Source organism: Pseudomonas sp. PVC-3-1, assembly GCF_057444315.1.
In genome coordinates, this window is the sequence record NZ_CM172023.1 from 4,475,303 (window position 1) to 4,500,160 (window position 24,858).

The 24,858-nt window shown below is 65.5% G+C and carries 23 protein-coding genes; 16 read left to right on the forward strand and 7 right to left on the reverse strand.

The window, feature by feature from the left end; all coding sequences use genetic code 11:
- Positions 1 to 14: 14 nt before the first annotated feature.
- Both paaX and paaY read right to left on the reverse strand, forming a co-directional pair.
- On the reverse strand, positions 15 to 938 hold the full coding sequence (gene paaX, locus AC2T4A_RS20695) for a phenylacetic acid degradation operon negative regulatory protein PaaX (RefSeq protein ID WP_416750686.1): 924 nt from the start codon (positions 936 to 938) through the stop codon (positions 15 to 17).
- Between the two features lie 77 nt (positions 939 to 1,015).
- Positions 1,016 to 1,615, reverse strand: coding sequence for a phenylacetic acid degradation protein PaaY (gene paaY, locus AC2T4A_RS20700; protein ID WP_486741665.1), 600 nt, complete (start codon positions 1,613 to 1,615; stop codon positions 1,016 to 1,018).
- Between the two features lie 377 nt (positions 1,616 to 1,992).
- On the opposite strand from paaY, the gene paaF reads away from it, so the two are divergent.
- From paaF to paaZ, 13 genes are all read left to right on the forward strand, one after another.
- Positions 1,993 to 2,766, forward strand: a complete 774-nt coding sequence (gene paaF / locus AC2T4A_RS20705; protein ID WP_486741666.1) for a 2,3-dehydroadipyl-CoA hydratase PaaF — start codon at positions 1,993 to 1,995, stop codon at positions 2,764 to 2,766.
- A 58-nt stretch (positions 2,767 to 2,824) separates the two neighbouring features.
- Positions 2,825 to 3,616, forward strand: a complete 792-nt coding sequence (gene paaG, locus AC2T4A_RS20710) for a 2-(1,2-epoxy-1,2-dihydrophenyl)acetyl-CoA isomerase PaaG (protein WP_486741667.1) — start codon at positions 2,825 to 2,827, stop codon at positions 3,614 to 3,616.
- 3 nt (positions 3,617 to 3,619) lie between these two features.
- Entirely contained in the window at positions 3,620 to 5,137 is a 1,518-nt protein-coding gene (gene paaH / locus AC2T4A_RS20715) for a 3-hydroxyacyl-CoA dehydrogenase PaaH (protein WP_486741668.1), read from the forward strand.
- Positions 5,130 to 5,570 (forward strand): hydroxyphenylacetyl-CoA thioesterase PaaI, encoded by a 441-nt coding sequence (gene paaI / locus AC2T4A_RS20720; RefSeq protein ID WP_486741669.1) that lies wholly within the window; start codon positions 5,130 to 5,132, stop codon positions 5,568 to 5,570. Before paaH ends, paaI begins: the two co-directional genes overlap by 8 nt.
- A complete protein-coding gene (pcaF, locus tag AC2T4A_RS20725; RefSeq protein WP_486741670.1) occupies positions 5,567 to 6,781 on the forward strand; it encodes a 3-oxoadipyl-CoA thiolase in 1,215 nt (404 codons plus the stop codon). The genes paaI and pcaF overlap by 4 nt, the downstream gene beginning before the upstream one ends.
- Positions 6,782 to 6,953: 172 nt before the next feature.
- Positions 6,954 to 8,273 (forward strand): phenylacetate--CoA ligase PaaK, encoded by a 1,320-nt coding sequence (gene paaK / locus AC2T4A_RS20730; protein ID WP_478377919.1) that lies wholly within the window; start codon positions 6,954 to 6,956, stop codon positions 8,271 to 8,273.
- A gap of 350 nt (positions 8,274 to 8,623) precedes the next feature.
- Positions 8,624 to 8,977: a DUF1428 domain-containing protein gene (locus AC2T4A_RS20735; protein ID WP_478377920.1), complete on the forward strand. Its 354-nt coding sequence runs from the start codon at positions 8,624 to 8,626 to the stop codon at positions 8,975 to 8,977.
- 423 nt (positions 8,978 to 9,400) lie between these two features.
- On the forward strand, positions 9,401 to 10,393 hold the full coding sequence (gene paaA, locus AC2T4A_RS20740; RefSeq protein ID WP_486741671.1) for a 1,2-phenylacetyl-CoA epoxidase subunit PaaA: 993 nt from the start codon (positions 9,401 to 9,403) through the stop codon (positions 10,391 to 10,393).
- A 115-nt stretch (positions 10,394 to 10,508) separates the two neighbouring features.
- Complete coding sequence (gene paaB / locus AC2T4A_RS20745; protein WP_017520939.1) at positions 10,509 to 10,790, forward strand: 1,2-phenylacetyl-CoA epoxidase subunit PaaB; 282 nt, start codon at positions 10,509 to 10,511, stop codon at positions 10,788 to 10,790.
- A 10-nt stretch (positions 10,791 to 10,800) separates the two neighbouring features.
- Entirely contained in the window at positions 10,801 to 11,556 is a 756-nt protein-coding gene (gene paaC / locus AC2T4A_RS20750; RefSeq protein ID WP_416750706.1) for a 1,2-phenylacetyl-CoA epoxidase subunit PaaC, read from the forward strand.
- On the forward strand, positions 11,543 to 12,076 hold the full coding sequence (paaD, locus tag AC2T4A_RS20755) for a 1,2-phenylacetyl-CoA epoxidase subunit PaaD (RefSeq protein ID WP_478377923.1): 534 nt from the start codon (positions 11,543 to 11,545) through the stop codon (positions 12,074 to 12,076). Before paaC ends, paaD begins: the two co-directional genes overlap by 14 nt.
- Positions 12,077 to 12,101: 25 nt before the next feature.
- Positions 12,102 to 13,178, forward strand: a complete 1,077-nt coding sequence (paaE, locus tag AC2T4A_RS20760) for a 1,2-phenylacetyl-CoA epoxidase subunit PaaE (RefSeq protein WP_478377924.1) — start codon at positions 12,102 to 12,104, stop codon at positions 13,176 to 13,178.
- A 344-nt stretch (positions 13,179 to 13,522) separates the two neighbouring features.
- Positions 13,523 to 15,574: a phenylacetic acid degradation bifunctional protein PaaZ gene (gene paaZ / locus AC2T4A_RS20765; protein ID WP_486741672.1), complete on the forward strand. Its 2,052-nt coding sequence runs from the start codon at positions 13,523 to 13,525 to the stop codon at positions 15,572 to 15,574.
- A gap of 260 nt (positions 15,575 to 15,834) precedes the next feature.
- Here paaZ and AC2T4A_RS20770 read toward each other — a convergent pair whose 3' ends face one another.
- The 5 genes from AC2T4A_RS20770 to pedF all read right to left on the reverse strand — a co-directional run bounded on the left by AC2T4A_RS20770 (position 15,835) and on the right by pedF (position 21,253).
- Positions 15,835 to 17,607: a methanol/ethanol family PQQ-dependent dehydrogenase gene (locus AC2T4A_RS20770; RefSeq protein ID WP_478377926.1), complete on the reverse strand. Its 1,773-nt coding sequence runs from the start codon at positions 17,605 to 17,607 to the stop codon at positions 15,835 to 15,837.
- A gap of 589 nt (positions 17,608 to 18,196) precedes the next feature.
- Positions 18,197 to 19,126: a quinoprotein relay system zinc metallohydrolase 1 gene (locus AC2T4A_RS20775; protein WP_486741673.1), complete on the reverse strand. Its 930-nt coding sequence runs from the start codon at positions 19,124 to 19,126 to the stop codon at positions 18,197 to 18,199.
- Positions 19,127 to 19,168: 42 nt separating this feature from the next.
- Positions 19,169 to 19,918, reverse strand: coding sequence for a quinoprotein dehydrogenase-associated SoxYZ-like carrier (locus AC2T4A_RS20780; protein WP_416751802.1), 750 nt, complete (start codon positions 19,916 to 19,918; stop codon positions 19,169 to 19,171).
- A 10-nt stretch (positions 19,919 to 19,928) separates the two neighbouring features.
- Positions 19,929 to 20,810, reverse strand: coding sequence for a substrate-binding periplasmic protein (locus tag AC2T4A_RS20785; RefSeq protein WP_416751800.1), 882 nt, complete (start codon positions 20,808 to 20,810; stop codon positions 19,929 to 19,931).
- A gap of 5 nt (positions 20,811 to 20,815) precedes the next feature.
- On the reverse strand, positions 20,816 to 21,253 hold the full coding sequence (gene pedF, locus AC2T4A_RS20790) for a cytochrome c-550 PedF (protein WP_138523765.1): 438 nt from the start codon (positions 21,251 to 21,253) through the stop codon (positions 20,816 to 20,818).
- A gap of 307 nt (positions 21,254 to 21,560) precedes the next feature.
- On the opposite strand from pedF, the gene exaA reads away from it, so the two are divergent.
- The 3 genes from exaA to AC2T4A_RS20805 all read left to right on the forward strand — a co-directional run bounded on the left by exaA (position 21,561) and on the right by AC2T4A_RS20805 (position 24,718).
- Positions 21,561 to 23,432 (forward strand): quinoprotein ethanol dehydrogenase, encoded by a 1,872-nt coding sequence (gene exaA / locus AC2T4A_RS20795; RefSeq protein WP_478377929.1) that lies wholly within the window; start codon positions 21,561 to 21,563, stop codon positions 23,430 to 23,432.
- 56 nt (positions 23,433 to 23,488) lie between these two features.
- Positions 23,489 to 24,151: a pentapeptide repeat-containing protein gene (locus AC2T4A_RS20800; protein WP_486741674.1), complete on the forward strand. Its 663-nt coding sequence runs from the start codon at positions 23,489 to 23,491 to the stop codon at positions 24,149 to 24,151.
- 132 nt (positions 24,152 to 24,283) lie between these two features.
- A complete protein-coding gene (locus tag AC2T4A_RS20805; protein WP_401086877.1) occupies positions 24,284 to 24,718 on the forward strand; it encodes a carboxymuconolactone decarboxylase family protein in 435 nt (144 codons plus the stop codon).
- Positions 24,719 to 24,858 lie beyond the last annotated feature (140 nt).

Genomic DNA, 24,858 nt, shown 5'->3' on the forward strand with positions numbered 1-24,858 from the left:
CACGCCAACTCCTGTCAGTTCAATCCGCCGAAACGCTTATAGAAGCTTTCCCCGACGTCCGGCAGCGGGCCGTCGGCGGTCTCCAGGTTGCGGTTCAGCCAGTCCTCGGCCTTGGCGTGGATCAGTCGGTAGATGTTGCGGCACAGCTGACGCGCCGCACGGCCTTCCCAATCACCCGGGAGCAGCTCATCGGGCAGTTGTGGGTCGCGCAGCAGCAGCCGGCGGTATTCGTGGATCAAAAGGGTGCGTGCCAGGAAGCAGTCTTCCGGGCGTAGCTGGTCCTGCTCGCGCAGTGCCTGCCAGAGCGGGCGGAACAGCTGGATGAATTCGCTGTAGTGCTGGCCGAGTTCGTCGATTTTCCAGCTCTCGCGCACCTGCATGCGCATGGCGCGGGAGGCCAGCACATCCTGGGCGCGGGTTTCGAAGACGATGCTGTCGTCGGCCACATCCAGGTCCTGCAGGGTTGCCATGACATCGCTGCGGTCGGCCCGCGGGCAGGCCATGACAGTCGGCGAAATCGCACCAAAGCCCTGCCATTCCAGCTCCTCGCGGACCTGCTTGCGCTTGTCGGCGGCGATCTGCGAGAGCATCACCAGGGTCCAGGAGCCGTCCCAGGCCGGCAGGCTGGAGCTGTAGACGCGCTTGAAAGCCTTCTCGAAGCGCCGACGGCCGGTGCCGGTCAGGCTGTAATAGCTGCGCCGGCCGACCTTCTCGGCGGTCAGCCAGTCTTCCTTGGTCAGGCGGAAGATCGACGTACGGATCAGCCGCTCGTTGATGCCGAAGGGTTCCAGCAGATTGATCAGGCTACCCAGCCAGACGGTGCCGCCATGGGGTTCGATGGCATCGCCATACAGGGTGATGATCAGCGAACTGGCGCGGATCGGTGTCTGTTCCTGGAAGCGATTGATCAGCTGGTTCAGCGGTGCTAGAGCGGTCATGGCACGTTGCGCAGTCGAGGGAGCGGCGACTATACCTGCCCGTCGCACCGCCTGGCCATTGGAGCGAACCCCAGTACTCATGCGCCCTTCCCTGCCCTGGGCCGGAATCCGGAATCGCCCAGGCGCGGGCGCTCTTCTTCTATCTCCGCCAGGGGCTGGCACTCCACCAGGCTTTCGATGCAACGCTTGGCCAGGGCCTGGTATTCCTCGGTGCCACGGCGCTTCCAGGCGATTTCTTCGTCGCTCAGGCTTCGCTTGACGCTGGCCGGTGCGCCCATCACCAGACTTTGCGCAGCGCATTCGAACTTCGCTTTGACGAACGCGGCAGCTGAAACGATGGAGCGCGCGCCAATCTGCGCGTAATCCATCACCACGGCGTTCATTCCCACCAGGGCGTCCTCGCCGATGCGGCAACCGTGCAGCACGGCGCCATGGCCGATGTGGCCGTTGCGCTCGACCACGGTGTCACTGTCCGGGAAGCCGTGCATGACGCAGGTGTCCTGAAGGTTCGCGCCTTCTTCGAGGACGATCCGCCCGAAATCACCGCGCAGAGCCGCCAACGGGCCGACATAGCAGCCAGGGCCGATGATGACGTCGCCGATCAGCACGGCGGTGGGATGGACATAGGCGGTCGGGTGAACGACCGGGCGCACGCCTTCGAGGCTGTAGCAGGGCATCAGTTTCTCCTGCGGTACTGCCGGCACTCCGGCATCACCGCACAAAGCGATTTGTTCTTTTGCAAATCTTGTATCACATCAAAGCTGAAGCCTCCAATCGAAATCTGACGTATCACTTTCGCCAGGCACCGAAAGAAAGCAAGAATGGCTTACAAAACCAGCAAATACGCGTCAAAAGCGTAGGAGCTCGAGGGGGCTCCGTACTCACTCAGTGGCACCCGCAGAAATACTTTAGACACGCGATTCAACTTTCGTAGTTGTTTTTCCGTATCACTTTAAGCCTATACTGCGAGAAGGCCGGAGACGGGCCATGCCTGCCTCCCATAATTCCAATACAGCCGGCCATGAAGCCGTGCGTGCAGCCTGAGGACGATGTCATGCCTCGCACCCTTGCCGTTCAGATGCCTGAAGCGGGCGTCCGCCTGATTACCCTGCAGCGCCCCGAGGCGCTGAATGCACTGAACACCGAACTGCTCGGCGAACTGGCCGCCGAACTCGAGGCCGCCGAGCAGGACAGCGAAACGCGCGCCGTGGTCATTACCGGCAGCCGCAAGGCCTTCGCCGCCGGGGCCGACATCAAGGAGATGGCCGAGCGCGACCTGATCGGCATCCTCAACGATCCGCGTGTCGGTTACTGGCAACGCATCGCCGCCTTCTCCAAACCGCTGATCGCCGCTGTCAACGGCTTTGCCCTGGGCGGCGGCTGCGAGCTGGCGATGCACGCCAACATCCTCGTTGCCGGCGAAGACGCTCGCTTCGGCCAGCCGGAAATCAACCTCGGCATCATGCCCGGCGCTGGCGGCACCCAACGCCTGCTGCGCGCCGTGGGCAAGCCCCTGGCGATGCAGATGGTCCTTACCGGCGAGGCCATCGACGCCCGCCACGCCCAGCGCGCCGGCCTGGTCAGCGAAGTCACCCAACCCGAATTCACCGTCGAGCGCGCCCTGCAGATCGCCCGCAGCATCGCCGCCAAGGCGCCGCTGGCCGTGCGCCTGGCCAAGGAAGCGCTGCTCAAGGCCCAGGACACCGACCTGGCCAGCGGCCTGCGCTTCGAACGCCACGCCTTCACCCTGCTGGCCGGCACCGCCGACCGAAGCGAAGGCATCCGCGCCTTCCAGGAAAAGCGCAAACCGGTCTACGAAGGCCGCTGAGCGCCAGCCCCCTTTCTCTTCTGGCAAAAGCCTGCCCATTGATGGAGCGAGTCCGCCCATGAACTTCGAGCACATCCTGTTTTCCATCGAGGACGGCGTCGCCCTCCTCAGCCTGAACCGCCCGGAGCAGCTGAACAGCTTCAACACCGCCATGCACGGCGAAGTGCGCGAAGCACTCAAGCAGGTCCGGCAGAACCCGGAAGCCCGCGTCCTGCTGCTGACTGGCGAAGGTCGCGGCTTCTGTGCAGGTCAGGACCTGTCCGACCGCAACGTTGCGCCCGGCGCAGAGGTGCCCGACCTGGGCCAGTCCATCGAGCAGTTCTACAACCCGCTGATCCGCACCCTGCGCGACCTGCCGCTGCCGGTCATCTGTGCGGTCAACGGCGTGGCGGCCGGCGCCGGCGCGAACATCCCGCTGGCCTGCGACCTGGTGCTGGCGGCGCGTTCGGCCAGCTTCATCCAGGCGTTCTGCAAGATCGGCCTGATCCCCGACTCCGGCGGTACCTGGACCCTGCCCCGCCTGGTCGGCATGGCCCGCGCCAAGGCACTTGCCCTGCTGGGCAATCGCCTGACCGCCGAGCAGGCCGAGCAGTGGGGCCTGATCTACCAGGTGGTGGATGACGCCAACCTGCGCGAGGAAGCGCTCAAGCTCGCTCGCCATCTGGCCACCCAGCCGACCTACGGCCTGGCGCTGATCAAGCGCAGCCTCAACGCCAGCCTGAACAACAGTTTCGACGAGCAGCTGGAACTGGAGCGCGACCTGCAGCGCCTGGCCGGCCGCAGCGAGGACTACCGCGAGGGCGTGTCCGCCTTCATGGAAAAACGCACCCCCAGCTTCAAGGGCCGCTGATCGATGAGCGCACTTTCGAACGACGCAAAAGTCGCGGTGATTGGCGCAGGCGCCATGGGCGCGGGTATCGCCCAGGTCGCCGCCCAGGCCGGCCATTCGGTGAAGCTCTACGACAACCGCCCCGGCGCCGCCGCCCAGGCGATCGATGGCATCGATCGCCAGCTCGGCCGGCTGGTTGAAAAAGGCAAACTGGACGCCGAAGCCCGCAGAGCCATCGTCGCGCGCCTGCAACCGGTGGAAGCCATCGAGGCGCTGGCCGACTCGAAGCTGGTAATCGAAGCCATCGTCGAGAACCTGGAGGTCAAGCGCAGCCTGTTCCAGCGGCTGGAAGCGCTGTGCGACGACGACTGCATCCTCGCCAGCAACACCTCCTCACTGTCCATCACCAGCCTTGCTGCCGGCCTCAAACGCCCGCAGCAGGTGGTCGGCATGCACTTCTTCAACCCGGCGCCGCTGATGGCGCTGGTAGAGATCGTCTCCGGCCTCGCCACCGATCCGGCTCTGGCCGACAGCCTGTATGCCACCTCGCTGGCCTGGGGCAAGAAACCGGTCCACACCAGGTCGACCCCCGGCTTCATCGTCAACCGCGTGGCGCGCCCGTTCTACGCCGAAAGCCTGCGCCTGCTGCAGGAAGGCACCGCCGACTGCGCCACGCTGGATGCGTTGATGCGCGATGCCGGCGGCTTCCGTATGGGCGCCTTCGAGCTGACTGACCTCATCGGCCATGATGTCAACTACGCCGTGACCTGCTCGGTGTTCGCCGCCTACTACGGCGACTTCCGCTTCCAGCCGTCGCTGATCCAGAAGGAGCTGGTGGATGCCGGCCGCCTCGGTCGCAAGAGCGGCCGTGGCTTCTACGACTACGCCGAAGGCGCCGAACGCCCGCAGCCGGCCAGCCTGAGCAGCAGTGCCAGCGTTGAAGCGTGCGTACTGGAAGGTGATCTGGGCGTCGCCCAGCCGTTGATCCAGCGCCTGAAAGAAGCCGGCATCGAGATTATCCAGCGCGCCGGCAATGGCCTGCTGCGCGTCGGTGATGCAGTGATCGCCCTGTCCGACGGCCGCCTCGCCAGCCAGCGCGCCCAGGAGAACGGCCTGCGCAACCTGGTGCTGATCGACCTCGCGCTGGATTACACCAAGGCTTCGCGGCTCGGCATCTCCTGCTCGGTGGACACCACGCCCGATGCTCTGAACCAGGCTGTCGCCCTGCTGGCCAAGGCCGGAATCGCCGCCAGCCGCCTGAGCGACACTCCCGGTCTCGCCGTGCTGCGCACCGTCGCCATGCTCGCCAACGAGGGCGCGGATGCCGTGCTGCAAGGCGTCGGCAGCGCCGGCGACATCGACCTCGCCATGCGCGCCGGCGTGAACTACCCGCAAGGCCCGCTGGCCTGGGCCGGGCAGATCGGCATTGGCAACGTGCTGCACGTGCTGGACAACCTGCAGGCCGCTTACGGCGAGGATCGCTATCGCCCTTCCCTGCTGCTCCGCCGTCTGCACGCCGAAGGGAGAGCTTTCCATGACTGACGCCAGCCAACTGGCTCGCGCCTGCGCCGAAGCCATGTACGAGCGCGACCAGGCCACCCGGCGCATGGGCATCCAGCTGCTGGATGCCGGCCCCGGCAGTTCGAAACTGTTGATGCGCGTTCGTGAAGAAATGATCCAGGGCCACGGCACCTGCCACGGCGGCTATCTGTTCGCCCTGGCCGACTCGGCCTTCGCCTTCGCCTGCAACAGCTACAACGACGCCACCGTCGCCATCGGCTGCAGCATCGACTACGTGGCGCCGGCCCGCGAGGGCGACGAGCTGATCGCCAGCGCCTGCGAGCAGAGCCGCAGCGGCCGCACCGGCAACTACGACGTGCGCATCGAGAATTCCCAGGGGCAACTGATCGCCCTGTTCCACGGCAAATCCTACAAAGTGCGCGGCACCGTGCTGGCGCAGGAGACCTCCGAATGACCGACCTCACTGACGCCCTGATCATCGACGCCGTGCGCACGCCGATTGGCCGCTACGCCGGTGCACTGTCCGGCGTGCGTGCCGACGACCTCGCGGCGATCCCGATGAAGGCCCTGATGCAGCGCCACCCGGAGCTGGACTGGAGCGCCATCGACGACGTGATCTTTGGCTGTGCCAACCAGGCTGGCGAAGACAACCGCAACGTCGCCCACATGGCCTCGCTGCTGGCCGGCCTGCCGGTCACCGTACCGGGCACTACGCTGAACCGCCTGTGCGGCTCCGGCCTTGACGCCGTGGGCAGCGCCGCACGCGCCCTGCGCTGCGGCGAAGCGGGCCTGATGCTGGCCGGCGGCGTGGAATCCATGTCGCGCGCGCCGTTCGTGATGGGCAAGTCCGAGCAGGCCTTTGGCCGCAGCGCGGAAATCTTCGACACCACCATCGGCTGGCGCTTCGTCAACAAGCTGATGAAAAAGCAGTTCGGCATCGACTCCATGCCGGAAACCGCCGAGAACGTCGCCGAGCAGTTCAACATCAGTCGCGAAGACCAGGACGCCTTCGCCCTGCGCAGCCAGCACAAGGCCGCCGCCGCCCAGGCCAATGGCCGCCTGGCGAAGGAAATCGTCCCGGTGGAAATCCCCCAGCGCAAAGGCCCGGCCAAGGTGGTCGAGCAGGACGAACACCCGCGCGGCGACACCACCCTGGAGCAACTGGCCAAGCTCGGCACGCCGTTCCGCGAAGACGGCAGCGTCACCGCCGGCAATGCCTCGGGCGTCAACGACGGCGCCTGCGCGCTGCTGATGGCCTCCCCGGCCGCCGCTGCACGTCATGGCCTGAAGGCCCGCGCCCGCGTGGTCGCCATGGCCACTGCAGGCGTCGAGCCGCGGATCATGGGCATCGGCCCGGTACCGGCGACCCGCAAGGTGCTGGAGCTGGCCGGCCTGTCGCTGAACGACATGGACGTGATCGAGCTCAACGAAGCCTTCGCCGCCCAGGGCCTCGCCGTGCTGCGCGAGCTGGGCCTGAAGGACGACGACGCACGGGTGAACCCCAACGGCGGCGCCATCGCCCTCGGCCACCCGCTGGGCATGAGCGGCGCGCGCCTGGTCACCACCGCCCTGCATGAGCTGGAGGAGAGCGGCGGCCGCTACGCCCTGTGCACCATGTGCATCGGCGTCGGCCAGGGCATTGCCCTGATCATCGAACGAATCTGATCCATCGGCGGGATCGAACCCCGCGCCGCCAGTCGCCTTTCAGTACCGACTGACACGCAGAGCAAAGTCTCTGGCAGGGGTTCGAATCCTTCCGCGAACGGGGGCGCTATGCTGCTCCCATGACACTCGCAGCCCTTACCGGCTGGCGTACAAGAACAAATCGAGTGAACCCATGAACATGTACCATGATGCCGAACGTGCCCTGCTTGACCCGATGGAGACCGCCAGTGTCGACGAGCTGCGCCAGCACCAACTGGAGCGCCTGCGCTGGAGCCTCAAGCATGCCCACGACAACGTCCCGCTGTACCAGAAGCGCTTCGCCGAGGCTGGCGTACACCCGGACGACCTGACCTCCCTCGACGATCTCGCCAAGTTCCCCTTCACCGGCAAGAACGACCTGCGCGACAACTACCCCTACGGCATGTTCGCCGTGCCGCAGAACGAGATCGTGCGTCTGCACGCGTCCAGCGGCACCACCGGCAAACCCACGGTGGTCGGCTACACGCAGAACGACATCGACACCTGGGCCAACGTGGTCGCGCGCTCCATCCGCGCCGCCGGCGGCCGCAAGGGCGACAAGGTGCACGTATCCTACGGCTATGGCCTGTTCACCGGCGGCCTCGGCGCGCACTACGGCGCCGAGCGTCTGGGCTGCACCGTGATCCCGATGTCCGGCGGCCAGACCGAGAAGCAGGTCCAGCTGATCCGCGACTTCCAGCCGGACATCATCATGGTCACTCCGTCCTACATGCTCAATATCGCCGACGAGATCGAGCGCCAGGGCGTCGACCCGCACAGCCTCAAGCTGCGCCTGGGCATCTTCGGCGCCGAGCCGTGGACCGCCGAGCTGCGCCGCGCCGTGGAAGAGCGCATGGGCATCACCGCCCTGGACATCTACGGCCTCTCGGAAATCATGGGCCCGGGCGTGGCCATGGAGTGCGCCGAGACCAAGGACGGCCCGACCGTCTGGGAAGACCACTTCTACCCCGAGATCATCGACCCGGCCACCGGCGCCGTACTGCCCGACGGCGAATACGGCGAGCTGGTGTTCACCTCGCTGTCCAAAGAAGCGCTGCCGATGATCCGCTACCGCACCCGCGACCTGACCCGCCTGCTGCCGGGCACTGCGCGACCGATGCGGCGGATCGACAAGATCACCGGGCGCAGTGACGACATGCTGATCATCCGCGGCGTCAACGTCTTCCCGACCCAGGTCGAGGAGCAGGTGCTGAAGATCAAGCAGCTTGCCGAGTGTTACGAGATCCACCTGCACCGCAACGGCAACCTCGACTGCATCGACATCCACGTCGAACTGCGTCACGACCTGCAGGGCCTGTCGGCGGACGAGCAGAAGGCCATCGGCAACGAACTCGGCAAGCAGATCAAGACCCACATCGGCATCAGCGCCCGCGTGCTGGTGCAACCTTCCCACAGCCTCAAGCGCTCCGAAGGCAAGGCCTGCCACGTGTACGACAACCGGCCCAAGGGCTGATTGGTCCGCGTCGTCAAAAAGCCCCGCTTCGGCGGGGCTTTTTGCTTTTCGCTTTTTCGCTTTTTCGCTTTTTCGCTTTTTCGCTTTTTCGCTTTTTCGCTTTTTGTAGGAGCGAGCTTGCTCGCGAACCCGCCCAACACCCACGCCACCGACAAGACCGTTCGCGAGCAAGCTCGCTCCTACAGGTCTCATGACACACCGGCGCGAGAATCCCCCAGCCCAGGAATCACTCGCCACACCGACCACCCGTCGCCTCACCACCGGTCGCTGTCGATTTCCCGCCGCACCCTTCGACTATCCCTCAAAGGCAGGCGGCATCCGGCCGTCCACCCACCCGCAGGAGATGAACGATGAACTATGTCGATGGCTTCCTCGTACCGGTGCCCACCGCCAGTCGCGAGCGCTACATAGAGGTCGCACGCAAGGCGGCGGCGATGTTCAAGGAATATGGCGCGCTCAGCGTCGTCGAGTGCTGGGGTAACGACGTGCCCGAGGGCAAGGTGACCTCCTTCCCCATGGCGGTGAAACTCAAGGAAGACGAAACCGTGGTGTTCTCCTGGATCACCTGGCCCAGCAAGGAGGCACGGGACACGGGCATGAAGAAGTTCATGGAAGACCCGCGGATGAAGACCGAATTCAGCGACATGCCCTTCGACGGGCAGCGCATGATCTTTGGTGGATTCGAGGTGATCGTCCAGGCCTGACGCCCTCCGGCTCTTCGTAGGAGCGAGCTTGCTCGCGAACCATGCTTTCCGGCAGCTAAGGAGTCAGGTGGTTCGCGAGCAAGCTCGCTCCTACTACCCCGCCATAAACCCTGCTTTAACCATCGCTAAAATTAAATTTACGTATCATTTCATCGATTTCCTAGCTACTCCGCGCACTCCTCAATTCGCCCCATCCAGCTCTAAGCATCCCAACACAATTACCGCTTTTCTCCGATTTTAATCGCGTAAATCTGAGATTTCTCGATTTATTCCGCTCGACCACGCCCTTCAGAAGCCCGCGACCCGATACAAAAATCGTTTACGACACATCATTTATTGTTAGACATCCATTTCTGTATCATTTAAAAATACAGCCATGGCCAAGGCCGTCCCACGAACAAGACAAAAGGCTGGAGACACAGCATGTACGCACAACTGGTTGAGACCGGCGTGAAGCGCATCAAGGCGCTGGAGGAGATGTCCCCCGAGGAACGCGCCTTCCAGGAAAAGATCGATGCCGAGATCAAGATCGAAGCGAAGAACTGGATGCCCGACGCCTACCGTCAAACCCTGATCCGGCAGATTTCCCAGCATGCGCACTCCGAGATTGTCGGCATGCTGCCCGAGGGCAACTGGGTGACCCGCGCACCGACCCTGAAGCGCAAGCTGCAACTGATGGCGAAGATCCAGGACGAAGCCGGCCACGGCCTCTACCTTTACAGCGCCATGGAAACCCTGGGCGCCGACCGTGACACCGAAGTCGCCAAGCTGCACGCTGGCCGCGCCAAGTACTCGAGCATCTTCAACTACCCGACGCTGAACTGGGCCGACATGGGCGCGGTGGGCTGGCTGGTGGATGGCGCGGCGATCGTCAACCAGGTGGTGCTCCAGCGCACCTCCTACGGCCCCTACTCGCGCGCCATGATCCGTATCTGCAAGGAAGAGAGCTTCCACCAGCGCCAGGGCTACGAAATCCTCCTGACCATGATGCGCCACGGCAACCAGGCGCAGAAGGACATGGTCCAGGACGCCATCAACCGCCTCTGGTGGCCGGCCCTGATGATGTTCGGCCCGAGCGACGCCGACTCACCCAACAGCGCCCAGTCCATGGCCTGGAAGATCAAGCGGCAGAGCAACGACGAACTGCGCCAGCGCTTCGTCGACCAGACCGTGCCGCAGCTCGAACTGCTCGGCTGCACCGCGCCGGACCCGGACCTGAAGTGGAACGAGGAACGCGGCCACTACGACTTCGGCGACATCCAGTGGGAAGAGTTCTACGAAGTGCTCAAGGGCAACGGCCCGTGCAACACCGAGCGCGTCGCCACCCGCCGCAAAGCCATCGAAGACGGCGCCTGGGTCCGCGAAGCCGCGGTCGCCTACGCCCGCAAACAACAACAGAAAAAAGACGCCGCCTAATTCCGCCTCTGAGCTAGCGAGCTAGAGCAGAACTAGGCGGAAACAGGCACGGGCCTGTTTCCAACGACGTTATGCCGACGCGCAGCGGCTCATGCCTGATAAGCAGGAGAACACCATGAGTGAGTGGACTTTGTTCGAAGTATTTGTCCGTAGCAAACACGGCCTGAACCACAAGCATGTCGGCAGCGTTCATGCCGCCGACGCCGCCATGGCCATCGAGAATGCCCGCGAGCTGTACACCCGCCGCAACGAAGGCGTGAGCCTGTGGGTCGTGCCCTCCGCGCTGATCACCGCCTCTTCCCCCGACGAGAAGGACCCGCTGTTCGATCCATCGCAGGACAAGGTCTACCGCCACGCCAGCTTCTACGAGCTGCCGCCCGAAGTCGGCCACATGTGAGATGCGTGTGATGAACAACGACAAGATCGAATACCTGCTGCGCCTCGCCGACAGCGCCCTGATCCAGGGCCAGCGCCTGTGCGAATGGTGCGGCCACGCTCCGGCGCTGGAAGAAGAACTGGCACTGATGAACGTCGGCCTCGACCTGGTGGGCCAGGCGCGCAACTGGTACGAGTACGCCGTGGAACTGCTGGACGACGGCCGTGACGCCGATGCCCTGGCCTTCCGCCGTGACGAGCGCGCCTTCCGCAACCTGCTGCTGGTGGAACAACCCAACGGCGACTTCGCCGTCACCATCACCAAGCAGTTTCTCTATGACGCCTGGCACTTCCACGTGCTGCACGCCCTGAGCAGCTCCAGCGACGAGCGCATCGCCGCCATCGCCGCCAAGGGCCTGAAGGAAGTCACCTACCACCTGCGCCGCTCCTCCGAATGGGTGCAGCGCCTGGGTGACGGCACCGAGCAGAGCCATGCACGCATGCTCGCGGCCATCCCGCAGGTTTGGCGCTTTACCGTCGAGCTGTGCAATGCCGATGACGTCGAGCAGCGCCTGTTCGAAACCGGCGTCGCAGCAAATCCGACCGAGCTGGCCAGCGCCTGGAAGTCCAAAGTCGCCGACATCTTTGCCGCCGCAACCCTGCCGCTGCCCGAGCCTGCGGTGAATTTCTACCTCAGCGGCCGCCGCGGCCTGCACACCGAGCACCTGGGCATTCTCCTCGCCGAAATGCAGTTCCTCCAGCGGGCCTACCCCGATGCAACCTGGTGAGCTGATTACCAGCGATCGCGGCGCACGTGCCGGCACGGCTGACGACCTCAGCCGCGCCTGGAACGTGCTCGGCGCGGTGATGGACCCGGAAGTGCCAGTGGTCAGCGTGGTCGATCTGGGCATCGTGCGCGGGCTCGACTGGCAGGACGGGCACCTGCACGTGGTGGTCACCCCCACCTACTCCGGCTGCCCGGCCACCGAGGTCATCGAGCAGGACATCCAGCACGCCCTGGAACACGCAGGCTTCGCCGCGCCGCAACTGGAGCGCCGGCTGAGCCCGGCCTGGACCACCGACTGGATCAGCGACGAGGGCCGCCAAGCGCTGCGCGACTACGGCATCGCCCCGCCGGCCGGCAGCACCAGCAAGCGCAGCCTGCTCGGCGAGACCCCGGAAGTGCGCTGCCCGCAGTGCGGCAGCCTGCACACCGAGCAGCTCAGCCAGTTCGGCTCCACGGCCTGCAAGGCGCTTTACCGCTGCGTCGATTGCCGTGAGCCCTTCGATTACTTCAAGTGCATCTGAGCGGCGGCGCCGCCGGAGAAGAATAATGAGCAAGTTCCACAGCCTGAAAATCAAGGAAGTGCGCGCCGAAACCCGCGACGCCGTGTCCATCGCCTTCGACGTCCCGGCGGACCTGGCCGACAGCTTCCGCTTCCAGCACGGCCAGCACCTGGTCATGCGCACCCAGCTGGACGGCGAGGAAGTGCGCCGCTCCTATTCCATCTGCAGCGGCGTGAATGACGGCGAACTGCGCGTGGCCATCAAGCGCGTACCGGGTGGACGTTTCTCTGCCTACGCAAACGAGGCGCTGAAAGTCGGCGCCAGCCTGGAAGTCATGCCGCCGGCTGGCCACTTCAATGTCGAACTGGACCCGGCGCGCCATGGCAACTACCTGGCGGTCGCCGCCGGCAGCGGCATCACGCCGATCCTGTCGATCATCAAGACGACCCTGGAAACCGAGCCGAACAGCCGCGTCACCCTGCTCTACGGCAACCGCTCCAGCAACGCCGCAATGTTCCGCGAACAGCTCGAGGACCTGAAGAACCGCTACCTGCAGCGCCTCAACCTGATCTTCGTGTTCAGCCGCGAGCAGCAGGACGTCGACCTGTACAACGGCCGCATCGACGCCGACAAGTGCGGCCAGCTGTTCAGCCGCTGGCTCGACGTCAAGAGCCTGGATGCTGCCTTCATCTGCGGCCCGCAGGCGATGACCGAGACCGTCCGCGACCAGCTCAAGGGTAATGGCATGCCCGCCGAGCGCATCCACTTCGAACTGTTCGCCGCTGCTGGCAGCAACGAGAAACGCGAAGCCCGCCAGGCCGCCGCCGCGACCGACAGCGCGAAGAGCCAGATCACCGTGATCAGCGATGGCCGCGAGCTGTCCTTCGAGCTCGCCCGCAACAGCGTCAGCGTGCTTGACGCCGGCAACGAGCACGGCGCCGAACTGCCCTACTCCTGCAAGGCCGGCGTGTGCTCGACCTGCAAGTGCAAGGTGGTTTCCGGGGAGGTGGAGATGGACAGCAACTTCGCCCTGGAGGATTACGAAGTCGCGGCCGGCTACGTGCTGAGCTGCCAGGCGTACCCGATCAGCGACAGCGTGGTGCTCGATTTCGACCAGCTCTGATCCAGAGCCTGTAGGAGCGAGCTTGCTCGCGAACCGATCGACGCCGGCGTTGAGGTGAAATCGATCGCGGACAGCGTCCGCTCCTACCCAAAGCCGATCCCCGCGTAGGAGCGGACTCCGTCCGCGATCGCTCCCCCAGGACACTGAAACAACAGGAATGCGGTTCGCGAGCAAGCTCGCTCCTACAAGAAAGAAGGCTCCACCGCCAGCGGCCCACAAGGCCCCTGGCGGACCTAATCCGGCGGCCTCGTACCGCCAATTGGCTTGCGCCGCCGACGCCCACCCGGCACGGCGGTCACCGGCAGAAGCCGGCCCCCTTGCGTAGCAATTCGGAGGAAAACAACATGGCCCAAGCGCCAATCCTGCAAAGTTTCATCGGTGGCCGCTGGGTCGGCCAGCATGGCGCCCAGGCGCTGCGTAGCGCGCTCAACGGCCAGACCGTCGCGCGTACTCACGAGGAGGCACTGGACTTCGCCGAAGCCGTCGCCCACGCCCGTGAGCAGGGTCTCAAGGAACTGATGTCCATGGACTTCCAGCAGCGCGCCCAGCGTCTGAAGGCCCTGGCGCTGTACCTGACCGAGCGCAAGGAACAGCTCTACGAGATTTCCCGCCACAGCGGCGCCACCCGTGCCGACAGCTGGATCGATATCGAAGGCGGCGCCGGTACGCTGTTCGCCTACGCCGGCGTCGGCGGCCGCGAGCTGCCCTCGGGCAACGTGGTCCACGAAGGTCCGGCCATGCCGCTGGGCAAGACCGGCAAGTTCGCCGGCAGCCACATCCTGGTGCCGCGCGGCGGCATTGCCGTGCATATCAACGCCTTCAACTTCCCGATCTGGGGAATGCTGGAGAAGTTCGCGCCGAGCTTCCTCGCCGGCATGCCCTGCATCGTCAAACCGGCCACCGCCACCAGCTACATCACCGAGGCCGCCGTGCGCGTGATGCATGAGTCCGGCCTGCTGCCGGCTGGCAGCCTGCAGCTGATCATCGGCGGTACCGGCGACCTGCTGGACCGCCTGCAGGGCCAGGACGTGGTGACTTTCACCGGATCGGCCGACACCGCCGCCAAGCTGCGCGTGAATCCCAACCTGATCCGCAACTCGGTGCCGTTCAACGCCGAGGCCGACTCGCTGAACTGCGCCATCCTCGCGCCGGACGTCACCCCGGACGACGAAGAGTTCGAGCTCTTCGTCAAGGAAGTGGCCCGCGAGATGACCGTCAAGGCCGGGCAGAAGTGTACTGCCATCCGCCGCGCCATCGTCCCCGCCAAGCATGCCGACGCCGTGGCCGAACGCCTGCGCGACCGCCTGGCCAAGGTCGTGGTCGGTGATCCCTCGGTGGAAGGCGTGAAGATGGGCGCTCTGGCCTCGCACGCGCAGCAGGCCGACGTCGCCGAGCGCGTCGAAGCCCTGCTGAAATCCAGCGAACTGGTCTTCGGCGCCAAGGATGGCTTCGCCCCGCGCGGCGACGGCGTCAACGAGGGCGCTTTCTTCGCCCCGACCCTGCTGCGCAGCCGCGACCCGCACGCCGAAGGCGGCGCCCACGACATCGAGGCTTTCGGCCCGGTGACCACCCTGATGGCCTACGATGATATCGACGAAGCCGTCGCCCTGGCCGCCCGTGGCAAGGGCAGCCTGGTGGCGAGTCTGATCACCCGTGATCCGCAGGTCGCCGCCAAGGTCGTTCCGGTGATGGGCGCGCTGCACGGTCGCCTGCACATCCTCGATCGCGAATCCGCGGCCGAATCCACCGGCCACGGCTCGCCGCTGCCGGTGCTCAAACACGGCGGCCCGGGTCGCGCCGGCGGCGGTGAAGAACTGGGCGGCCTACGCGCGGTGAAGCACTACCTGCAGCGCACCGCCGTACAGGGCTCGCCGACGATGCTGATGGCCGTCACCGGCGAATACGTGCGCGGCGCCAAGGTCTACGAGACCGAAGTACACCCGTTCCGCCGCTACTTCGACGACCTGAAGATCGGCGAGTCGCTGCTGACCCATCGCCGCACCGTCACCGAGGCCGACCTTGTCAACTTCGGCTGCCTGTCGGGCGACCACTTCTACATGCACTTCGACGAACTGGCCGCCAAGGACTCGCAGTTCGGCAAGCGCATTGCCCACGGCTACTTCGTGCTCTCGGCGGCTGCCGGCCTGTTCGTCTCCCCTGGCGTCGGCCCGGTGCTGGCCAACTACGGCCTGGACACCCTGCGCTTCATCAACCCGGTGGGCATCGGCGACACCATCCAGGCGCGCCTCACCTGCAAGCGCAAGATCGACCAGGGCAAGAAGAGCCCCAAGGGCGAACCGCAAGGCGTGGTGGCCTGGGACGTGGAAGTCACCAACCAGCTCGGCGAGCTGGTGGCCAGCTACGACATCCTGACCCTGGTGCTCAAGCGCGCGTGATGCGCTGAGCGCAGCGACTCCAGTCTCCCTCAACCGGCCTTCGGGCCGGTTTTTTTATACCCCCGCCCCTTGTAGGAGCGAGCTCGCTGGTAAACCGCACCCTGCCGACACATCAGTGATCGCGAATCCCCATCGCGGACAAAGTCCGCTCCTGCGCTGCTGAATAGTACCGATGCTCCCGAGGAAAGAATCCACGCGCCAAGGGCGCCAAAGCAAAGGGCCGGCTCAATGGCCGGCCCTCTGATCACCTCACAGAACCATCACTTCTTGGCGACGAGATCCTTGGGCAGCTTGAAGGTCCAGATCATCCCGCCCTGGTCCAGGTCCTTGATGCGCTTGGCCACCTCGCCACCCCACAGCGGCACCGCGCCGCCCCAGCCGGAGAGCACGGTGACGTACTGCTCGCCGTCCATCTCCCAGGTGATCGGCGAGGCGATCACGCCCGAGCCGGTGTTGAACTCGTAAAGTTTCTTGCCGGTCTTGGCGTCGAAGGCCATCAGGTAACCCTCGGGGTTGCCGGTGAACACCAGGTTGCCGTGGGTCGCCAGCACGCCGCCCCACAGCGGCGCGTAGTTTTCGTAGCGCCAGACCTGCTTGCCGGTCTTCGGATCGATGGCGCGCAGCACGCCGATGTACTTCTCGTTCAGCGGCTTGATGGTGAAGCCCGCGCCGAGATAAGCCGCGCCCTTCTTGTAGGCGATGTTCTCGTTCCACATGTCCATGCCCCATTCGTTGGACGGCACGTAGAACAGCCCGGTGTCCTGACTGTAGGCCATGGGCATCCAGTTCTTGCCGCCGAGGAAGGACGGCGCAACGAACACCGAGCTGCCCTTCTCGCCGCCCTCACCCGGCGCGCCCGGACGGTGGGCGTCGTCGTAGATCGGCCGGCCGTCCTTATCCAGGCCCTTGGCCCAGGTCACCTTGTCGACGAAGGGGAAGCCACGGATGAACTTGCCGTTGGTGCGATCGAGCACGTAGAAGAAGCCGTTGCGGTCGGCGGTGGCAGCCGCCTGCACGGTCTTGCCGCCGTCCTTGTAGTCGAAGGACACCAGCTCGTTCACACCGTCGAAGTCCCAGCCGTCGTGCGGGGTGGTCTGGAAGTGCCACTTGATCGAGCCGTCTTCGGGGTTCAGCGCCAGGCGCGAGGAGGAGTACAGGTTGTCACCAGGGCGCAGGTGCGAGTTCCACGGCGACGGGTTGCCGGTGCCGATGAACAGCGAGTCGGTGCTCGGGTCGTAGTAGCCGCCCAGCCAGGGCGCGGCGCCGCCGGTCTTCCACAGGTCGCCCGGCCAGGTCTTGCCCGCTTCGCCGCCGGAGATGCCGTTCTCCACGGCCTTGCCGTCCTTGTAGACGTAGCCCATGTGGCCTTCCACGGTCGGGCGGCTCCACAGCAGCTCGCCATTGGTGGGGTTGTAGGCCTCGATCTTGCCGACCACGCCGAACTCGCCGCCGGCCACGCCGGTAATCAGCTTGCCCTTGGCGATCAGCGGTGCGGCGGAGATGGAGTAGCCGGCCTTGTAGTCGGCCACGGTCTTTTTCCACACCACCTTGCCAGTGTCCTTGTTCAGGGCGACCAGCTTGGCGTCGAGGGTGCCGAAGATCACCAGGTCGCCGTACAGGGCCACACCACGGTTGATCACATCGCAGCAGGGCATGATGCCGTCGGGCAGGCGTGCGTCGTATTGCCAGAGCTTGCGACCGGTGCGCGCATCGGCGGCGAACACTCGCGAGTAGGAGGCCGTGACGTACATCACGCCGTCCTTGATCAACGGTTGCGCCTGTTGGCCGCGCTGCTTCTCGCCACCGAAGGACAGCGCCCAGACCGGCCGCAGTTCCTTCACGTTATCGCTGTTCAGGGTGTTCAGCGGGCTGAAGCGCTGGCCCTGCTGGTTGATCCCGTTGACCACAATCTGGTCGGTGCGCTTGGCGGAATCACTGATGTCCTGGTCGGTCACCCCGGCTTGGGCGCCCAGGCTGGCCAGGCTGACGGCGGTGAACAGCACGGTGCGGGCGAAAGGTTGAAGCTGTCTCATGGCGATGCGCCTCTGCGATTGTTGTTGTACCCGGGAAAATTTCCCGGTCTGTCGCAGATTCTTGGTTTGGCGGGCTGGGGCAACAATTGAACGCAGTGCCGATTTTCCTAGTTCCTTGGTAGCAATACCGGGATGCGGCGGCGTGAAATTCGGGAGCTCTCACGGGCCGGGAGGCCGAGCCCAATCCCTGTAGGAGCGAGCTTGCTCGCGAACCAGATGTCCCGGCGACTGCGTTGCCTGAGCGGGGTTCCGAGCCCCTCACCCCAGCCCTCTCCCGGAGGGAGAGGGAGCTGTTCGGCGCGATAGGCGGACACAGGCGTTCATCCGGTCGGAAGGTTCGCGAGCAAGCTCGCTCCTACAGGCAGAGCAGGTCGGAGCGGCGAGCAGCAAGGCCGCTCCAGACAGCCCTCTCCCGGAGGGAGAGGGAGCCGTTCGGCGCGATGCGGACACAGGCGTTCATCCGGTCGGAAGGTTCGCGAGCAAGCTCGCTCCTACAGGAAGAGCAAAGCGGCTCCAGACAGCCCCCTCTCCCTCTGGGAGAGGGGTGGGGTGAGGGCATCTGCGCGCACCGAAACTTCCGCAGAAAGAGCTACTGCTCGTCGACGCGCGGCAGCGCCTTCTGCTCATAGCGCGGATAGAGATGGCTGACACTGCGGATCAGCTCGTAGCGCGTCAGGCTGACGCCGGCGAAACGTTCGGGGATGGGCGTGCGCAGTAGGTCGTTCATGTCCGCCCCCTGGGCGATGCCGTCGCGCATTACGCTGTCGAGCCAGCCGAGGTAGTCGCGCATCTGCACGAAGGGTGCGACATCACTGGCGACGGGGCCGTGGCCGGGGACGATCTGCTTCCACGGCAGTTGCTGCAACGTATCCAGGTCAGCCAGCCAGACGTCGAGCCCCGGACTGTTCGGCGTGGTCAGTGCGCGCTGGTAGAACACGATGTCGCCGGCGAACAGCACGCCGGTGGTCTCGTCGAGGATCGCCAGGTCCGCGCCGGTATGCCCGCGCAGGCCGACCAACCGGAACCGGTGGCTGCCCATCGTCAATTCACCCGGCGCCACTGTCTCGCTGGGCAACACCACTTCCGTGCCGCGCATCCAGTCGCCGACCAGGCGGTACATGTTCTCCGCCATGGCGTTGCCCTGCTCTTTCAGCAGTTTTGTGGTGCCAGCCAGCGCGCCGATGGGTACGTCGGTAAAAGCCTGGTTGCCCAGCACATGGTCAGGGTGGTGATGGGTCAGCAACACCCGACCCACCGGCTTGCCGGTGGTCTGCTGGATCAGCGTACGCAGGGCTTCGCCGTAGCGCTTCGACGGGCCGGTGTCGATCAGCAGCACCCCGTCGCCGGTGTCGATGAAGGCGACGTTGACGATGGCGCCGCCGTTGTCCTTGGCGAAATTGTCGGTGCTGCCTTCCACCACCCAGGTGCCCTCGGCGATCTGCCGGGGCTGGAGGTGGTACTGCAGGTCGGCCAGTGCCGGCAAGCACAGGCACGCGAGGGCGATCAGGAGAAAACGCATGGGCACCTCGTTAGTGCAGCGCTATAACGGCGCAGTGCGGCGTCAGCGCAGAGCGGCCTGGAATTCGTTGCCGTTGTTGTCGTGCAGCCAGAGTTCGGTGTGCGGATGGCCGCGCACCTCAAAGGTGAAAGTCGGGTTTTCGCTGACCGCCGGGAACAGGTCCAGTCGGGCGAAGACCTCACCATCGGGCCCACGCAGCTCGGCATGGTCGAGGTAGAACTCGGGGATGCCGCCGACCAGGCCGTTGTCCATCGGGTGCGACACCGACAAGCGCACGCGGCTGTATTCACCCTTGGGATAGGACTCGCCGTGGACCTGGCCGAGCCGGTCCTCCCAGCCCGGTTGCGCGCGCACCACGCTGGGCGCCGTGCAACCACCACCGGCGGCGTCGATCCAGGCCGAGCCCACATGCCAGACGCCCTTCTCATCGCGCAGCGCGGCGCGGATCGGCGTGGCCTGTTCGATGCGGATACGCACCGCCAGCAGCGGCTCCAGATGTTCGCCCGGATAGAGCGTCAGCACATGGGGAATCGGGTTCAGTTCGGCCCACAGCAGCAGGCGATCGAAACGCCCTGGCAAGGCGCGGGCGTCGACTTCCACCGGCACCTGGCGGGAATCTTCGGCGAACGGCGGCACCCCCAGCCTCACCCGCTCATCGAAGACGTAGGGCTCGCCGTTCAACAGGCGCTTGTGGTGGTACTCCCACATCACCGAGGGCATTGGGTCGCCCTCCACCGCCGCTGCCAGCAACGGCAGCGCACAGATCCCGAGCAGCAATTCGCGCCGGTGCATCCTCAATCCCTCACTGCACGTCCTGATAGAGCCCCGGCAGTTCATAGCGCATGCCGTAGGCCGCGTAGAGCTTTTCCATCTCGCCGCTGCGCACCAGTTCCTCCAGCTCGCCGTCCAGGGCGTTGGAGAGCTGGCGATTGCTTTCATGCACCGCCATGCCGATGTCCCACTCGGGCTGGCCGAGGTTGGGGTAGGTATTTTCGGCGTTCTTCAGGTGTTCATCGGCGGCCTGGGCACGCATCCAGTCCAGCTCGCCGCGCAGCGCCATTACTGCATCCACCTTGCCCGCGCGCATGCCGTCGAAGGCTGCCTGCGTGCTCGGGAAATGCACGGTCATGCGGCTGAGCTGGCCGCCCAGCACCGAGGTCAGGTAGAACGACGGCACGCTGTCCAGCTCGACGCCGATGGGGTGTTCGCGGAAGGCGGCGATGGTGTCCACCTCGGGCAGGCGCCGGTCATCGCTGACCACCTGCCAGCGCTCGCGCTGGTACGGGCCGAACATCACCACCTGCTCATTGGCGAACTCGCCGACGTCGTTGCGCCGGTTGGCGTACTGGCGGTCGTAGGGCACGCGCAGCATCACATCGGCGACCACGCCGGGGCGCAAGTAATGCCCCTTCCAGATGAAGTTGCGCAGGTCGTCGTCCAGGCGCTCGCCGGGCGTGACCCAGAGGAATTCCGCACGCAGGCCCAGCCCACTGGCCAGGCGCTGCGCAAGGTCGACGTCGACCCCGCGCGGCTGCCCGTCCTGCATGAAGCTGTAGGGCGGGAAGTTCTCGTACACAGCCACCCGCAACACACCGCTGGAGACCATATCCTCGTAGGGACGGACTCCAGCCTGCGCCTGCCCAATCAGCAGGCACAGGCCGAACAACCAGGCGAACAGGCGCATGGCGGTCACTCGTCCACGTGCACGCTGTCCAGGTAGGTGCGGATCGCCCAGAGGCCTTCCTGGCTGATGAAGTCGGCCATCTTCGGCATGTACACCGCACCGTCGCGCACCGCGCCGTTGATCACCCGCTCCTTGAACCACTCGTCACCCTCGGCGCCCACGTCGAGCATGCGCAGGTCGGGAGCGATGCCGCCGGACTTGGCTTCCAGGCCGTGGCAGCGCGCGCAGTTCTGGTTGTAGGCCGAAGCGCCGATCTCCACCGCCTTGGCGTGGTTGGCGTAGGGCTCGCGGTAGGGGTTGGTCTCGCGCCATTCCTTGCCCAGCGGTTCCAGCCCCGTGGTATCCACTGCCTGGGGCGTCACATTGCCGTGGGACAGGGCCAGACCCGAAACACCCAGGCCGGCCACCAGCATCAGGCCACACAGCACGTTCTTGTTGTTCATCACTTCATCCTCTCATCGAGATGCTTGGCAAGGCACGGCGCCCGGAAAGACGCCAGTGATGACGATGTTAAGAACGCACGCCTTGCGGCCGAATCCTGCTTTGGATGCTCCCGCCTACTCCCTTCGTACTAGAACCGCGGTCGGCCATCGGCGGCGCTTTGGCAGCAAGTCCAATTCATGCCCGGCTCGGGAAATAGTCCCGGCATTGCCGGGACTATTTCCGTTCCCCCTCTGGCAGCCCTCCTCCCACCATGGATTCGCCGCGGCACGTGCAGCGGCCTGCCGCCATCCATCACGGGAAACCACCATGAGAACAACAACAGCCCCCCTGCGCCTCGCCCCCCTGCACCTCACTTTCAGCAGCCTCGCCTGCGCCATCGCCCTCACCGCCGGCGGCTCAGCCCTGGCGAAAGACGTGACCTGGGACGATATCGCCAACGACCACACCACCACCGGCGACGTGCTGCAGTACGGCATGGGCACCAACGCCCAGCGCTGGAGCCCGCTCAAGCAGGTCAACGCAGGCAACGTGTTCAAGCTGACCCCGGCCTGGTCCTACTCCTTCGGCGACGAAAAGCAGCGCGGCCAGGAATCCCAGGCCATCGTCAGTGACGGCGTGGTCTACGTCACTGCCTCCTACTCGCGGCTGTTCGCCCTCGACGCGAAGACCGGCAAGCGCCTGTGGACCTACAACCACCGCCTGCCCGACGACATCCGCCCGTGCTGCGACGTGGTCAACCGCGGCGCCGCCATCTATGGCGACAAGATCTACTTCGGCACCCTCGATGCCTCCGTCGTGGCGCTGAACAAGAAGACCGGCAAGGTGGTCTGGAAGAAGAAGTTCGGCGACCACGGCGCCGGCTACACCATGACGGGCGCGCCGACCATCGTGAAGGACGGCAAGACCGGCAAGGTGCTGCTGATCCACGGCAGCTCGGGCGACGAGTTCGGCGTGGTCGGCCGTCTGTTCGCCCGCGACCCGGATACCGGTGAAGAGGTGTGGATGCGGCCCTTCGTCGAAGGCCACATGGGCCGCCTCAACGGCAAGGACAGCACACCCACTGGCGACGTGAAGGCGCCGTCGTGGCCGGAGGACAAGAACTCCCCCACCGGCAAGGTCGAGGCCTGGAGCCACGGCGGCGGTGCCCCGTGGCAGAGCGCGAGCTTCGACGCCGAAACCAACACCATCATCGTCGGCGCCGGCAACCCCGGCCCGTGGAACACCTGGGCGCGCACCGCCAAGGGGGGCAACCCGCACGACTACGACAGCCTCTACACCTCCGGCCAGGTCGGCGTCGACCCGAGCACCGGCGAGGTGAAATGGTTCTACCAGCACACGCCCAACGACGCCTGGGACTTCTCCGGCAACAACGAACTGGTGCTGTTCGACTACAAGGCCAAGGACGGCAAGATCGTCAAGGCCACCGCCCACGCCGACCGCAACGGTTTCTTCTATGTGGTCGACCGCACCAACGGCAAGCTGCAGAACGCCTTCCCCTTCGTCGACAACATCACCTGGGCAAGCCACATCGACCTGAAGACCGGTCGCCCGGTGGAGAACGAAGGCCAACGCCCACCGCTGCCGGAACCGGGGCAGAAGCACGGCAAGGCCGTGGAAGTCTCGCCGCCGTTCCTCGGCGGCAAGAACTGGAACCCCATGGCCTACAGCCAGGACACCGGGCTGTTCTACGTCCCCGCCAACCACTGGAAGGAGGACTACTGGACCGAGGAAGTGAACTACGCCAAGGGCAGCGCCTACCTGGGCATGGGCTTCCGCATCAAGCGCATGTATGACGACCACGTCGGCACCCTGCGGGCGATGAATCCCACCACCGGCAAGGTGGAATGGGAATACAAGGACCACCTGCCGCTGTGGGCCGGCGTGCTGGCCACTGCCGGCAACCTGGTGTTCACCGGCACCGGCGAGGGCTTCCTCAAGGCATTCGACGCCAGGACCGGCAAGGAACTGTGGCAGTTCCAGACCGGCAGCGGCATCGTCTCCCCGCCGATCACCTGGGAGCAGGACGGCGAGCAGTACATCGGCGTGACCGTCGGCTACGGCGGTGCGGTGCCGTTGTGGGGCGGAGACATGGCCGAGCTGACCAAGCCGGTGGCCCAGGGCGGTTCCTTCTGGGTGTTCAAGCTGCCCAGCTGGGACAACAAGACCGCCAGCCGTTGATGTACCGGCCCGCGCCGACCCCGGCGCGGGCCTTTTCACTTTTCCAGGAGATCGCCATGCGCCTGCTCGCCTGCCTGCTCTTCCCCCTCTCCGCCCTCGCCTTCGCCACCAGCCAGCCTGCGCTGGAGGCGGACGACGATGCGCCCACCGTCATCGCCGGCTGCCGCATCGAGCCGGACGGCCAATGCCCGAATGCCGACCTGCGCGGCGCCGACCTGCGCAACCAGGACCTGACGCGGATGAACCTGTCCGGCGCCAACCTCGCCGGAGCCGACCTGCGCCACGCCACACTGGACCTGGCCAATCTGCAACAGGCGCACCTGAACGGCGCCGACCTGACCCGCGCCAGCCTGCAACAGGCCAATCTGCGTGGCGCTGATCTGAGTGGGGCCAAGTTGGTCGCCATCCAGGCCTGGGGCCTCTTCGCCCAGGGCGCGCAGTGGCAAGGCGCGGACCTGACCGCCGCCTACCTGGAATTCGCCCGCCTGAGCGGCGGCAAGCTGCACAAGGCCAATTTGCGTGCGGCCGATCTGGAAATGACCTGGCTGTCCCGCGCCGACCTCAAGGGCGCCGACCTGCGCGACGCCAACCTGCAGGAAGTGAAGCTGGCCGAGGCCAATCTGGAAGACGCCGATCTGCGCGGTAGTCGGCAGCGCTTCGGCAACTTCCAGGGCAGCAACATGGCGGGCTGCAAGGGCTGCCCGGGCGGCTGGGACTGACACCGGACACAGTGCCGGAATTGGCTCCATTGGTCTGCCGGTATTGTCGGGAATTGGCTATTCGAACGTTGCAGCGCCGGCGTTACCTTAGCTCCATTCCCCGCACTACCGCGGGCCCCACTGGAGGACACCATGAGCGCACGTATCGAATGGGCCAAAGCCGCCCCCGACGCCTACAAGGCCATGCTCGGCCTGGAACAGGCCCTGGCCAAGTCCGGCCTGGAGACCTCGCTGCTGGAACTGATCCGCCTGCGCGCCTCGCAGATCAACGGCTGCGCCTACTGCGTGAACATGCACGCCAACGACGCCCGCAAGGCCGGCGAAACCGAGGCACGCCTGCAGACCCTGAGCGTCTGGGAGGAAACCCGCTTCTTCACCGAGCGCGAACGCGCCGCGCTGGCCTGGGTGGAAAGCCTTACCCGCCTGCCGGAGAAGCACGCCCCGCAGGATCAGTTCGACGCCCTGCGCGAGCACTTCAGCGACGCGGAGATCGCCAACCTGACCCTGGCCATCGCCACCATCAATGCCTGGAACCGCTTCGGCGTGGGCATGGCGATGGTGCCCTGAGCAGGCCCCGCGCGTATGCGGCGCATAACGCCTTCGGGGTTATGCGTCCTGCATTTCTCGCGGGTCACGGGTTCTTGATCTGGTAGGAGCGAGCTTGCTCGCGAACCCTGACCCCGCAACGCGGCTGTTCGCGAGCAAGC

What these genes read in the sequence shown, in the direction of transcription:
- paaX (WP_416750686.1), bottom strand. Translation starts at nt 938, where the DNA reads ATGACCGCTCTAGCACCGCTGAACCAGCTGATCAATCGCTTCCAGGAA.
- paaY (WP_486741665.1), bottom strand. Translation starts at nt 1,615, where the DNA reads ATGCCCTGCTACAGCCTCGAAGGCGTGCGCCCGGTCGTTCACCCGACC.
- paaF (WP_486741666.1), top strand. Translation starts at nt 1,993, where the DNA reads ATGCCTCGCACCCTTGCCGTTCAGATGCCTGAAGCGGGCGTCCGCCTG.
- paaG (WP_486741667.1), top strand. Translation starts at nt 2,825, where the DNA reads ATGAACTTCGAGCACATCCTGTTTTCCATCGAGGACGGCGTCGCCCTC.
- paaH (WP_486741668.1), top strand. Translation starts at nt 3,620, where the DNA reads ATGAGCGCACTTTCGAACGACGCAAAAGTCGCGGTGATTGGCGCAGGC.
- paaI (WP_486741669.1), top strand. Translation starts at nt 5,130, where the DNA reads ATGACTGACGCCAGCCAACTGGCTCGCGCCTGCGCCGAAGCCATGTAC.
- pcaF (WP_486741670.1), top strand. Translation starts at nt 5,567, where the DNA reads ATGACCGACCTCACTGACGCCCTGATCATCGACGCCGTGCGCACGCCG.
- paaK (WP_478377919.1), top strand. Translation starts at nt 6,954, where the DNA reads ATGAACATGTACCATGATGCCGAACGTGCCCTGCTTGACCCGATGGAG.
- AC2T4A_RS20735 (WP_478377920.1), top strand. Translation starts at nt 8,624, where the DNA reads ATGAACTATGTCGATGGCTTCCTCGTACCGGTGCCCACCGCCAGTCGC.
- paaA (WP_486741671.1), top strand. Translation starts at nt 9,401, where the DNA reads ATGTACGCACAACTGGTTGAGACCGGCGTGAAGCGCATCAAGGCGCTG.
- paaB (WP_017520939.1), top strand. Translation starts at nt 10,509, where the DNA reads ATGAGTGAGTGGACTTTGTTCGAAGTATTTGTCCGTAGCAAACACGGC.
- paaC (WP_416750706.1), top strand. Translation starts at nt 10,801, where the DNA reads ATGAACAACGACAAGATCGAATACCTGCTGCGCCTCGCCGACAGCGCC.
- paaD (WP_478377923.1), top strand. Translation starts at nt 11,543, where the DNA reads ATGCAACCTGGTGAGCTGATTACCAGCGATCGCGGCGCACGTGCCGGC.
- paaE (WP_478377924.1), top strand. Translation starts at nt 12,102, where the DNA reads ATGAGCAAGTTCCACAGCCTGAAAATCAAGGAAGTGCGCGCCGAAACC.
- paaZ (WP_486741672.1), top strand. Translation starts at nt 13,523, where the DNA reads ATGGCCCAAGCGCCAATCCTGCAAAGTTTCATCGGTGGCCGCTGGGTC.
- AC2T4A_RS20770 (WP_478377926.1), bottom strand. Translation starts at nt 17,607, where the DNA reads ATGAGACAGCTTCAACCTTTCGCCCGCACCGTGCTGTTCACCGCCGTC.
- AC2T4A_RS20775 (WP_486741673.1), bottom strand. Translation starts at nt 19,126, where the DNA reads ATGCGTTTTCTCCTGATCGCCCTCGCGTGCCTGTGCTTGCCGGCACTG.
- AC2T4A_RS20780 (WP_416751802.1), bottom strand. Translation starts at nt 19,918, where the DNA reads ATGCACCGGCGCGAATTGCTGCTCGGGATCTGTGCGCTGCCGTTGCTG.
- AC2T4A_RS20785 (WP_416751800.1), bottom strand. Translation starts at nt 20,810, where the DNA reads ATGCGCCTGTTCGCCTGGTTGTTCGGCCTGTGCCTGCTGATTGGGCAG.
- pedF (WP_138523765.1), bottom strand. Translation starts at nt 21,253, where the DNA reads ATGAACAACAAGAACGTGCTGTGTGGCCTGATGCTGGTGGCCGGCCTG.
- exaA (WP_478377929.1), top strand. Translation starts at nt 21,561, where the DNA reads ATGAGAACAACAACAGCCCCCCTGCGCCTCGCCCCCCTGCACCTCACT.
- AC2T4A_RS20800 (WP_486741674.1), top strand. Translation starts at nt 23,489, where the DNA reads ATGCGCCTGCTCGCCTGCCTGCTCTTCCCCCTCTCCGCCCTCGCCTTC.
- AC2T4A_RS20805 (WP_401086877.1), top strand. Translation starts at nt 24,284, where the DNA reads ATGAGCGCACGTATCGAATGGGCCAAAGCCGCCCCCGACGCCTACAAG.